The organism is Nocardioides sp. (assembly GCF_047607185.1).
GTDB lineage: Bacteria > Actinomycetota > Actinomycetes > Propionibacteriales > Nocardioidaceae > Nocardioides.
The window spans coordinates 1-11309 of record NZ_JASGDQ010000023.1 but is presented as its reverse complement, the minus strand read 5'-3'; the positions used below and the strand labels follow the sequence as shown (position 1 = coordinate 11309).

The 11309-nt window shown below is 69.7% G+C and carries 11 protein-coding genes and 1 pseudogene; all 12 read right to left on the bottom strand.

Going from position 1 to position 11309, the window contains the following annotated elements:
* Positions 1-257: 257 nt before the first annotated feature.
* Positions 258-761, bottom strand: a complete 504-nt coding sequence (locus tag QM595_RS02210; RefSeq protein WP_415169887.1) for a hypothetical protein — start codon at positions 759-761, stop codon at positions 258-260.
* Positions 758-1330: a hypothetical protein gene (locus QM595_RS02205; RefSeq protein ID WP_415169886.1), complete on the bottom strand. Its 573-nt coding sequence runs from the start codon at positions 1328-1330 to the stop codon at positions 758-760. Before QM595_RS02205 ends, QM595_RS02210 begins: the two co-directional genes overlap by 4 nt.
* Positions 1327-2478, bottom strand: coding sequence for an MlaD family protein (locus QM595_RS02200; protein ID WP_415169885.1), 1152 nt, complete (start codon positions 2476-2478; stop codon positions 1327-1329). Before QM595_RS02200 ends, QM595_RS02205 begins: the two co-directional genes overlap by 4 nt.
* Positions 2475-3836, bottom strand: a complete 1362-nt coding sequence (locus tag QM595_RS02195; protein WP_415169884.1) for an MCE family protein — start codon at positions 3834-3836, stop codon at positions 2475-2477. The genes QM595_RS02200 and QM595_RS02195 overlap by 4 nt, the downstream gene beginning before the upstream one ends.
* Entirely contained in the window at positions 3833-4870 is a 1038-nt protein-coding gene (locus QM595_RS02190) for an MCE family protein (protein ID WP_415169883.1), read from the bottom strand. The genes QM595_RS02195 and QM595_RS02190 overlap by 4 nt, the downstream gene beginning before the upstream one ends.
* Entirely contained in the window at positions 4867-5895 is a 1029-nt protein-coding gene (locus QM595_RS02185) for an MCE family protein (RefSeq protein WP_415169882.1), read from the bottom strand. The genes QM595_RS02190 and QM595_RS02185 overlap by 4 nt, the downstream gene beginning before the upstream one ends.
* Positions 5895-6914: an MCE family protein gene (locus QM595_RS02180; protein ID WP_415169881.1), complete on the bottom strand. Its 1020-nt coding sequence runs from the start codon at positions 6912-6914 to the stop codon at positions 5895-5897. The genes QM595_RS02185 and QM595_RS02180 overlap by 1 nt, the downstream gene beginning before the upstream one ends.
* Complete coding sequence (locus QM595_RS02175; protein WP_415169880.1) at positions 6911-8194, bottom strand: MCE family protein; 1284 nt, start codon at positions 8192-8194, stop codon at positions 6911-6913. Before QM595_RS02175 ends, QM595_RS02180 begins: the two co-directional genes overlap by 4 nt.
* Positions 8191-9033: an MlaE family ABC transporter permease gene (locus tag QM595_RS02170; protein ID WP_415169879.1), complete on the bottom strand. Its 843-nt coding sequence runs from the start codon at positions 9031-9033 to the stop codon at positions 8191-8193. Before QM595_RS02170 ends, QM595_RS02175 begins: the two co-directional genes overlap by 4 nt.
* A gap of 1 nt (position 9034) precedes the next feature.
* Entirely contained in the window at positions 9035-9799 is a 765-nt protein-coding gene (locus QM595_RS02165; RefSeq protein ID WP_415169888.1) for an MlaE family ABC transporter permease, read from the bottom strand.
* Positions 9800-10375: 576 nt separating this feature from the next.
* A pseudogene (locus tag QM595_RS02160) lies at positions 10376-10819 on the bottom strand (ABC transporter ATP-binding protein); the annotation flags it as partial.
* Positions 10820-11042: 223 nt separating this feature from the next.
* The coding region (locus QM595_RS02155) for a hypothetical protein (RefSeq protein WP_415169878.1) at positions 11043-11309 on the bottom strand (267 nt) is incomplete at its 5' end.

The following is an 11309-nucleotide window of genomic DNA, read 5'->3' as shown; positions in this document are numbered from 1 at the left end:
GGCAGAAGTGCAGGTCCGGCGGCCTGCACTTCTGCCGACTCGCGCCCTCTCAAACCTGCACTTCTGCCGACTCGGGCCCTCTCAGGCCAGCACTTCTGCCGACTCGCGCCCTCTCAAACCAGCACTTCTGCCGACTCGCGCCCTCTCAGGCCAGCACTTCTGCCGACTCGGCGGCTGGCAGGTCGGCAAGTTCCGTAGCGGCAGACCGCCGCCTGATCCTCGCGGGACGTCATCCGAACGGGTCGTCCCGGCGAGGTCTACAGCGGGGTGAGGCCGGTGATCAGCCAGGAGCCACCGGACCGCTTGGCCTCGATGGAGAGCTGGGCCGCACTGATGCTGGCCTCGGAGTCGCTGGCACGCTGGGAGGTCTGGTCGACGAAGACCAGCAGCGTGGCCTGGTCGCCCGCGAGCTCCTTGACCGCCACCGCCTGCACGGTCGCCGACAGCACCAGTTGCTGGCCCGGGGCGCGCTCCTGGAGCGAGGCGAACAAGGTGTCGTACTCCTTACGGGCGTCGCCGGCGAGCAGCTGGTCGGCGGCCTGCTCGGTGGCGCTCGGGTCGGAGTAGTCGTAGCTCAGCACCTTAGTCAGCGCCGAGGAGACGTCGCTCTCGACCTCGGCGCTCGTCACCGCGTCGACCACGGCGTCGTTGGCCGCGGCGGGGATCGAGCGCAGCGAGTGCGCCCGCCACAGCCCGACACCGCCGACGGCGAGCATGACGACCGCGAGCACGGCCAACAGCAGCGGAAGCCGGCGCCTCATGAGACCTGCACCTCCACCTGGCCGAGTCGCTCCAGCAGCCAGTGGCCGTGGACCAGCACCAGGTCGGCGCTGAACCGGTTGCGCTTCACGCTCGGCGCGGCCGTGGTGTCGAGATCGTCGGCGACGGTCACCTCGACGGCGGCCAGCACGGTGGCGCGGGTCGGGTCGAGCGAGACCACGGCGAGATCGACGACCTTGCCGGTGGAGATCTTCTGCAGGTCCGTGACCAGCTTCTTGTCCTCCGCGTCCATGCCGACGATCTGGTCGTGGAGGGTGCCGGTGGTGACGGCCGACCAGGCCGCCAGCCCCTTGTCGACGGAGCGGTAGTCGAGGGTATTCATCGTCTCGATGTCACTGGTCGCAGCGATGACCACCTGGTCGCGCAGCGTGGCCAGGTCCAGCGAGGAGTCGTGGGCGGCTCGCCACCACGACACCAGCCCGAAGGCCATCACCAGCAGCCCCAGCAGCGCGAGCCCGGTCGTCGCCAGGGTCAGCCGCGACGGCCGCCGTCGGGCGGGGGCGGGCTCAGCCTCCGACATGGTCGCGGTCTCCTCCTCGGTCAGATTCACTCGACGCCTCCCAGCAGGTCGCCCAGAGACCGCGCGACGTCCACTCGAGCGGCCGCCGGGGCGCCATCGGCCAGCGCCTGCGGACCGAGTACGTCGACCCCGGAGGAGGTCGAAGCGGTGCAGCCTGCGTCGGTGTTGAGGGGCGCTCCGGCAGAGGTGTCGGTGCCCTTGCGCAGCGTGGTCCCACCATAGCCGTCGGTGCAGGGCAGCGGGTCGAAGAAGGTCGGGACCAGGCCCAGGTTGATGCCACGCGAGCCGGTGATCGCCCAGCCGACGCTGACCGCCTCGGGCACCCGGATCAGGGTGTCCTCGACGCCGGCGGCGTTGGTGCCGAACACCTGGGCGGTGGTGACCAGGTTGCTCATCAGGGTGCCCAGCGGCCTGCCGACGCTGTCGAAGAGCGCGGAGAGCTGCCGCGCCGCGGCGGGCGAGTTGTCGATGAGCTCGCGCAGGTCGGCGTCGGAGTCGCGCAGCGTGTCGGCGAGAACGCCGAGGTCGCGGCTGTAGGAGCGGATCGAGCTCGCCGCGTTCTCCTGCGTCTTCAGCACCGTCGAGGCGTTGCGGATCAGCGAGGCGCTGGTGAGGAAGTTGCGGTCGGCGGCCTGCTGGAAGTCGATCGAGGTGCTCACCAGCCTGCGCAGGTTGCCGGCGCTGCCCTGGGCCAGGTCGTAGCTCTCGTCGATGACGGTGTTGAGGGCGTCCTGCGGCACCGAGGCGGTGAAGTCGCGACCCGAGCGCAGCAGCTCGGTGAGGTCGGGCGTCAGGCCGGTGACGGTGACCCGGTCGCCGCCGCCGAGCTCGCCGGAGGTGCCGCCGGAGAGGTTGAGGTATTGCTCGCCGATCACCGAGCGGTCGGTCACGGTCGCGGTGACGTCCGCCGGGATCGGTGGCGCGTCGCCGTCGATGCGGGCGACCGCCTCGACGCCGCTCGTCGTCGCGGTCAGATGGTCGACCTTGCCGACCGGCACGCCGTGGTAGGTCACCTCGCTGCCCTCGAACAGGCCGCTGGCGTCGGTCATCGCGAAGGTCACGTCGTAGCTGCGGGAGAACAGGTCGAGGCCGGCATACTTCGCCCCGAGGTACGACGTCCCGGCCAGCGCGACGATGACGAACCCGATCAGCTTGGCCCGGACGCCTGCGCCCTTCATCGCTTCTCCTCCTTCGCCCGCTGGGCAGTCGGCGACGGGTCCGCCGCGGCCGAGCCAGACACCGATGCCTCCCCCGAGGGGGTGGATTCGACCGACGGATCGGTGTCGGGAGGGGTTGACTCGGTTGTGGATGTGGTGGGAGCAGCCGAGTCAGTCGACTCGGCCGCGGCGGACGACAGGATGCTCGGCACCGACACGCTCGATGACGTGGCACCGGCGACGGGCGAGCTGGTGGAGGGCAGCAGGGTCGGCGACGCCACCTTGGTCAGCCCGCGCCGCGAGGGAGCCGAGCGGGCCGAGGAAGTGGCGTCAGCCGACCCGCCGCCCACCTGGGGCCACGCGCAGCCCCCCTCCGAACACCCGGTGGGGAGGGTTCGGAAGTTCGTGGTGACGAAGACGTTGAGGTAGTCCCCCTTGACCGCGCCGAGCACGGAGTCGGGGAACGGGTAGGTCAGCAGGATCTGCAGCGCGTTGGGCAGGTCGTCACCGGCCTTGGCGAGCTGGGTGAGGATCGGGCGGAGCAGCCGCAGGTCGGCGACGATGTCCTTCTGGGAGGCGTCCAGCGTCTTGACGGTGACATCGGAGAGCTTGTCGAGCGAGCCGAGCATCGCGACCAGCTGCTCCCGCTGGTCGACCAGCACCTGCATACCGGGGCTGAGACCGTCGAGCGCGGTGGCGATCTTCTCCTTGTCGCCGTCGAGGCGCTCGGAGAGTGCGGCGAGACCGTCGAGTGCCGAGGTGATCGAGTCGCGCCGGTCGTTGAGGGTCGTGGTGAAGTGGTTGAGCTGCTCCAGGAAGTTGCGGATCTCGTCGGGGCGGTCGGCGCTGATCGCCTGCAGCTCCTGGGAGATCTCCTGGAACTGCCCGATGCCGCCGCCGTTGAGCACCGTCGACAGCGCGCCGAGCACCTGCTCCACCTCGGCAGCGGCCGAGGTGTCGGCCATGCCGATCTCGGCGCCGTCGGCGAGCCTGGCCGCCGTGCTGGTGGTGCCAGCGGGCCGGACCAGGGCGACGTACTTCTCGCCGAGGAGCGAGGTCTGCTGCAGTCGGGCGGTGGTGCCGACCGGCAGGGAGACCGAGCCGTTGACCTTGAGCTTGACGCGGGCGCTGTGGCCGTCGGCGTTGAGGTCGATCGCGGTGACGCGGCCGACGGCGACGTTGTCGACCTTGACGCTGGACTGCGGCACCAGGTCGAGTACGTCGGCGAAGTCGGCGGTGAGGGTGACCGGGTGGCTGCCCAGGTCGGCGCCGCCGGGCAGCGGTGCGTTGTAGACCCAGCCGCTGGCCAGGAACCGGCCGCCGAAGACGATGACCGCGAGGCCGACGAGGAGGCTGAGCAGGGTGGCGAGTCGCTTCATCGGTCCTCCCCCAGCCCTGGCAGCAGCACCGGCGGGGCGTCCTCTGAGGTGCGTGCGGTGAGGCCGTCGGTGGTGGACCAGACGGTGAGCTCGTTGAGGTTGCTGCGGCCGTCGACGGTGTTGTAGGCGGGGTTGTAGGCGGAGAGGAAGTTCTGCAGCGCCAGCGGCAGGGTCTTGACCGCCTCCTCGAGCGACTTCTTCTGCTTCACCAGCAACCGGGTCGGGCCGCGCAGCTTCTCGACGCTGTTCTTGAGGTGCTTGCGGTTGTCCTTGATGAAGTCGTCGAGGACCGCCAGCGCGTCGCCGAGGTTGGCGACGGCGGCGGCGAGGTCGTCGGAGTCGTCGGCCAGATAGCTGGTGACGTCGGCGAACTGTCGGTTGACCGAGGCGACGCCGGCATCGTGGGCGACCAGCATCTCGTTGAGCTTGTCGAGGTTGCCGACGGTGGCGAAGAAGTCGTCGTCGGAGTCGGCCAGGGTGCCGGTCGCCTTGCCGAACTCGTCGATGAGCTGGTTGATGTCCTTGCCCTCGCCGTCGAGGTTGTCGGAGGCCACCTGGAGCAGCCGCGAGAGGGCGCCGTTCCGGTTGGCGCCGTCGGGGCCGAGCTGCGTGGCCAGGTCGGTCAGGCTGGCGTACATGTCGTCGACCTCGACCGGCACGCCGGTCTCGCTGATCACCGCGTCGGCCCGCAGTGCGGTGCCGCCGGTGTAGGGCTTGGTGAGCTGGACGTAGCGGTCGCTGACCATGGTGGGGGCGACGATCACCGCGCCGGTGTCCGCGGCCGCCTTCTGGCCGTGGTCGAGGCGCAGCGTGACGATCACGCCGTCCTTGTCGGGGGTGACCGAGACGACCTCGCCGACCTTGACGCCGAGGATGCGGACCTCGGAGCCGGGGTAGAGCCCGACGGCGGCGCTGAAGCGGGCCTTGAGCTCGGTGCCGGTCCGGCCGGGCACGCCGCCGTAGAGCAGCCCGACGCCGAGCAGCACGGCGAGGATCAGCCCGAGGACGATCGGCAGCAGCAGTCGGCGGCTCACTGGGCGCTCCTCGGCTCGCAGTCACGGACGACGTCGTTGTCGAGCACCGGCGCTCCGGTGTCGTCGAAGAGGCCGCACAGGTAGGCGTCGACCCAGCGCCCGCTGCCCATCGCGGCGGTGAGCATCCGGTAGTAGGGGCCGAGCTCGGAGAGCGCCTTGTCGAGATTGTCCTGGTTGCGCTGCAGGATCGCGGTGACCTTGTCGAGCTTGGTCAGCGCCGGTGCGAGCTGCTTCTCGTTGTCGGCGACCAGCCCTCTGACCTGGACGCCGAGCTGGGCGGTGCCCTCGAGCATCTGCTTGACGGCGTCGCGGCGGGCGGCGAGCTCGGTGAGCAGGTCGTTGCCGTCGTCGACGAGGGCGCCGATCTCGTCGGTACGGTCGGCCAGGGACCCGGTCACCTGCTTGGTCTGGGCGAACAGGGTCGCGAGCTGCTCGTCGCGGGTGGAGATGGTGCGCGAGAGGGCGGTCAGCCCGTCGACCATGGCGCGAACCGACTTCGGGGTGTCCTGGAAGGCGTCGGCCAGGGTGTTGAGGCTCTCCTCCAGCGTGTCGGTGTCGATCTCGTCGACGGTGGTGGAGAGGTCCGAGAGCGCCGCGGAGACGTCGTACGGCGTGGTGGTGCGCTCCAGCGGGATGGCGCTGCCCAGCGAGCCGGTGCCGGCGGGGTCGAGCGCGAGGTACTTCTGGCCCAGCAGCGTCTTGACCTTGATGGCGGCGGTGGTCTGGTCGCCCAGGTCGACGCCCTTGGTGCGGAAGGCGATGTCCACCCGGTCGCCGTCGAGGCTGACGCCGGTCACCTTGCCGACCTTGACGCCGGCGATGCGGACCTCGTTGCCCTTCTTCAGGCCGGCCGCTTCGGCGAAGTAGGCGTGGCGGACCTTGCCGCCGCCGATCACCGGGAGCGCGTCGACGTAGAACGCGGCGAGGAAGGCCAGCGCCAGGACGACGAGGCCGACCAGGGCGATGACCACCTTGTTGCGCTCGTCGAAGGAGGTCGGGAAGCGGCGGGCTCGCTTCGGGGCCATCAGCGGCACCTCCCTGCGACCGGATTGGCACCCAGGTCGCCCATATAGCCCTCGGGCAGCGGGATGCGGCCTTGGATGGAGCAGAGATAGAAGTTGACCCAGGAGCCGTAGCTGCCCAGCCGGCCGATCTGGTCGAGCTTGGTGGGCAGTGTCTGCAGGAACTGGTCGACGACCTCGGAGGAGTCGGCGAGGTTGCCCGACAGCTTGCCCAGTGCGCGGATGTCGCGCTTGAGCGGCTTGCGGCCGTCCTGCAGCAGACTCGAGACGCTGTCGGTCAGCTCGGCCATGCCGGCGATGCTCTCGCCGATGGCGGTGCGGTCCTCGGCCAGGCCGGAGACTAGCTGTTGGAGCGTGACGATGGTGGTGTCGAGCTGGTCGGTGCGCTGGTTGACGACGTCGAGCACCGAGCTGAGGTCGCCGATCAGGTCGCCGATCACCTGGTCGCGGTCGGCCAGCGTGGAGGTGAGCCCGGCGGTGCTCGACAGCAGGTCGCTGACGGTCGGGCCCTCGCCCTGGAAGACCGCGATGATCTGTTCGCTGAGCTTGTTGACGTCTTCGGGGGCCAGCAGCTGGAAGAGCGGCTGGAAGCCGTTGAAGAGCAGGGTGAGGTCGAGCGCCGGCTTGGTCTGGTCCAGGCCGAAGGTGTAGCCGGCGGGCAGCGCCCGGCCGGGCTGGTCGGGCGGCGTGAGCGCGATATAGCGCTGGCCGACCAGGTTGCGGAAGCGGAGCTCCGCGGTGGTGCCGGTGGTCATGGGGGCGCTGTCGGCGACGGTGAAGCCCACCTTGCCGACGGTGCCGCCGGCCTTGTCTTCGCTGACCGTGATCGTCTTGACGGTGCCGACCTTGACCCCGGCCATCCGGATGTCGTCGCCGGTGTGGAGGCTGGTGACGTCGGTGAACAGCGCTTCGTAGTCGTGGCCGTCGCTGCCGGCGCTGTTGCGGATGGTGCCGGCCAGGGCGAGGGTGGCCAGCGAGGTGACGACGGTGAAGACGATCGCCTTGAGCAGGGTGACTCTCACTGGATCGTCACCTCCGCGCCGCGCAGGGTCGGGCCGAGCAGCAGGCTGGCCCAGTCGGGGTAGTCGGAGGGTGCGATGCCCTGGGTAGGTCCGACGAGCTCGGCGATCAGCTCGTTCTCGGCCGGGGAGTTGTCCTCGCCGAGGTCGCCGTCGGCGCTGGCGATTCGGCTCTCGATCTGGGTGGGCGGTGCCGGGATCGTCTCTGGCTCGCTGCTGGAGCGGGAGACCGGCTGGGTGCCGGTCTGGCCGGTGACATAGGGGCACCGCGGGCCGCCGCCGGTGAGCTGGGTCGGGACGTCGGTGCCGGCGAGGTACTTGCCGCGAGAGGGCACCACGTTGAGCACCACGTGGACGCCCGGCTCGTCGGTGCCGGCGCCGAGGGTCTTGTCCATGACCGGGACGAAGTCGCTGGCGGCCTTGAGCAGGCAGGGGAACTCGGTGGCGTACGGCGCCACCGCCCGCAGCGCCTTGCGGCTCTGCTTGGAGAGGATCCGGATGGTCTTGTCGTTGGCGCTGGTCCAGCCTCGGGTGGTGTCGGCAGCGTCGATGACCGTCGCGAAGACGCTCGCGAGCTGGTCCTGCTCGTCGACCAGGGTGGCCGAGGTGGCGGTCATGGTGTCGAGCGCGTCGAGCAGGTCGGGCACTGCGGCGGCGTACTGGTTGGCGACGGTGCCGAGCGCGGCGAAGTCGTCGGCCATCTGCGGGACGAGCGGGTTGAGCTTGGCGAGGTAGTCGCCCCAGGCGGCGAGCGAGGTGCCGATCTCGGCGCCCTGGCCGCGCAGCATGGTGGCGAGCTCGCCGAGGCTGGCGGCGAGCTTCTCGGGCTGGATCGAGCGCAGCAGCGGCAGCAGCTGGTCGAGGACGTCCTGCAGCTCGACGGCCTCGGCGGAGGTGTCCTCGTGGATCACGTCGCCGCCGCGCAGGCCGGGGGTGGTCGCGTCGGGGGTGACCAGGGAGACGTAGCGCTCGCCGAAGAGCGTCTTGGGCAGCAGCCGGGCGGTGGTGTCGGCCGGCAGCTCCCGCAGTGCCGAGGGGTCGAGCGCGAGGGTCAGCTCGGCTCCGGTGGATGTCGGCTCGATGTGCCTGACGCTGCCGACCGGGACGCCGTGCAGCTTGACGTCGGAGCCCTGCTGGATCGCGTTGCCGAGCGCGCCGGTGGTCAGCTTCACGTCGGTGTGGTCGGTGAATGCCTTGTTGTAGACCAGCACCGCCACGCCGAGCAGTGCGGCGACCAGCACGAAGTAGAACGCGCCGAGCGCGATGTCGACCGCCCGGCTCATCCGGCGATCCTGACGGTGACGGTGCTGCCCCACATCGCCAGTGAGAGGACGAGGTCGAGGATCGCGACGGTGACGATGGTGCGGCGCACCGACCGGCCCACGGCGATACCGACGCCGGCGGGGCCGCCGGAGGCCTGATAGCCGATCCGGCAGTGGATGAGGATGATCAGCACCGAGAAGAACAGCACCTTGCCGAAGGACAGCAGGATGTCGACGGTCGGCAGGAATAGCGTGAAGTAGTGGTCGTAGGTGCCCGCCGACTGGCCCCGGAACCACACCGTGACGATGCGGGATCCGGCATACGACGTCAGCAGGCCGACGACGTAGAGCGGGATGATGGCGACGAACCCGGCGATGACCCGGGTGGTCACCAGGTAGGGCACGGCGGGCACGCCGATGACCCGGAGCGCGTCGATCTCCTCGTTGATCCGCATCGCGCCGAGCTGCGCGGTGAAGCCGGCGCCGACCGTGGCGGACATGGCGAGTGCGGCGACCAGCGGCGCGATCTCGCGGGTGTTGAAGTAGGCCGAGATGAACCCGTTGAGGGTGGCGGTGCCGATCTGGTCGAGCGCGGCGTAGCCCTGCATGCCGACGACCGTGCCGACGAAGAGGCACATGCCGACCATCACGCCGATGGTGCCGCCGATGACCGCGAGCGCGCCGGAGCCGAAGCTGACCTCGGAGAGGATCGAGAGGATCTCCTTGGGGAAGCGGCGCAGCGCGTAGGGGATGGCGGCCAGCACCCGGCCGTAGAACCGCAGGTCGCGGCCGGTGCGGGCGATGCCGTCGAGGGCGCGGTCCCAGCGGGGACGCGGCTTGGTCGCTGTCGTCGTCGCCATGTCAGGCCGCCTTCCCTGGCACGAGTTGGAGGTAGAGCGTGGTGATGACGAAGTTGACGAAGAACAGCAGCAGGAAGGTGACCACGACCGACTGGTTGACCGAGTCGCCGACGCCCTTCGGGCCGGGCCTGGTGTTGAGGCCGCGATAGGCGGCGACCACGCCGGCGAGGAAGCCGAAGATCGCCGCCTTGAGCTCGCCGACCCACAGGTCGGAGATCTGTGCGAGCGCGGTGAAGCTGGACAGGTAGGCGCCCGGCGTACCGCCTTGGACGATGACGTTGAAGAAATAGCCGCCGAGCACGCCGACCACCGAGACCAGGCCGTTGAGCAGGATCGCGGAGAAGACGCAGGCGAGCACCCGGGGCACCACCAGGCGCTGCACCGGCGAGATGCCGATGACCTTGAGCGCCTCGATCTCCTCTCGAATGGTTCTCGCCCCGAGGTCGGCGCAGATGGCCGCACCGCCGGCACCGGCGATCACCAGGGTGGTCACGATCGGCGCCGCCTGCTGCACCACGGCGAGCACGCTGGCGGCGCCGGTGAAGGACTGCGCGCCCACCTGCACGGTGAGCGTGCCGAGCTGCAGCGCGATGACCGCGCCGAACGGGATGGCGACCAGCATCGCCGGGATCCAGGAGACGCTGGTGACGAACCAGAACTGGTCGAGCAGGTCTCGGGCCGCGAACGGCCGCTTGAAGGTGGCCCGGATGGTGTCGAGCGCGAGCGCGAAGAGGTTGCCGACCTGGTCCAGCGCCCGTACGACGATGTCCGGCCGTCTGACTCCCGGGACTCGGTCTGCCTCCTCGTCGTCGACGTAGAGCGGCGCCTCGCCGGAGCGCACCCGGTGCTCGTGCCGCTCGGCGCCGGCGCGCTGGATCGTGCCGGAGGGGACGAGCTGGCGGGGCAGCACCTCGATCGGGCGGGCGCCGCCGCGGACCACCACCCGACGGGTCTGCTCCGGGCCGGCGTGGGCGCCCTCGTAGGCCAGCTCGAGGTCCTCGATCTCGTCGTGCAGGCTGTGGTCGACCTCCTCGCTCATGCCGATCGGGCCTACCGGGTCGCCGCTCATGAACTGGGAGACCACCGGGTGGTCGGTGAGCAGGAACTCCTCGCGCGGTCCGAACATCACCAGCCGGCGGCGGTAGAGCATCCCGAGGTTGTCGGGCAGCGTGCGGGCCAGCTCGATGTTGTGGGTGACGACCAGCATGGTGGCGTCGGTCTGCGCGTTGACGTCGAGCAGCAACTGGGCGAGGTTGGCGGTGCGGACCGGGTCGAGGCCGGAGTCGGGCTCGTCACAGAGGATGATCTCGGGGTCGGTGACCAGCGAGCGGGCCAGGCCGGCGCGCTTGCGCATCCCGCCGGAGATCTCACCGGGCAGCTTGTGCTCCTGCCCGAGCAGCCCGACCATGTCGAGCTTGTCGTTGACGATCTGCCGGATCTCGGCGTCGGTCTTGTGGGTGTGGACGTGCAGCGGGAAGGCGACGTTGTCATAGACGCTCATCGAGCCGAAGAGCGCGCCGTCCTGGAACAGCACACCGAACCGCTTGCGCAGCTCGAGCCGCTGCGACTCCTTGGCCTTGACCATGTCGACGCCGTTGACCAGGCAGACGCCGCGCTCGGGTCGCAGCAGGCCCATCAACGACTTGAGGAAGACCGACTTGCCGGTGCCCGAGGGGCCAAGCAGGGCGGTGATCTCTCCCGGAGGAAGGGCGAGGGTCACGTCGCTCCAGATGTTCTGACTGCCGAAGCTCTTCGTCAGCTCCTGCACCTCGACAGTGCCACCCATGGCCTACTCCCTCACCTGTCGCGTCAACCGATCCGCGCTCGTGCTTGTCCATCGCACAAGCTAGGTGTGTGCGCCGTCACAGGACAGCGAAAGGCAGCTCCGAGCCGTGGCGTTATCGTTTCGTTACCGTCACCTGTGACCGCCATGTCAAGCCCGATCAACCGACCAACCTGTTGCGCAAGACACCAGTCCGCGGTCCATGGGGAAGTGGCGGCGTGGTGGCTCAGCGGTCGATCGCCGTGATGGCCTCGACCAGGGGCCTCAGCCCGACCCCGAGCGCATAGATGCGGTCGTCCAGGCGTTGGACGTCGGTCTTCATCTCGACCCGCAGGTCGTCGACCTTCTTGTCGACCTGAGCAATGTCGCCCTTCAACTCCACCCGCAGGTCGTCGACCTTCCCATCGACCCGAGCAATGTCACCCTTCAACTCCACCCGCAGGTCGTCGACCTTCCCATCGACCCGAGCAATGTCACCCTTCAACTCCACCCG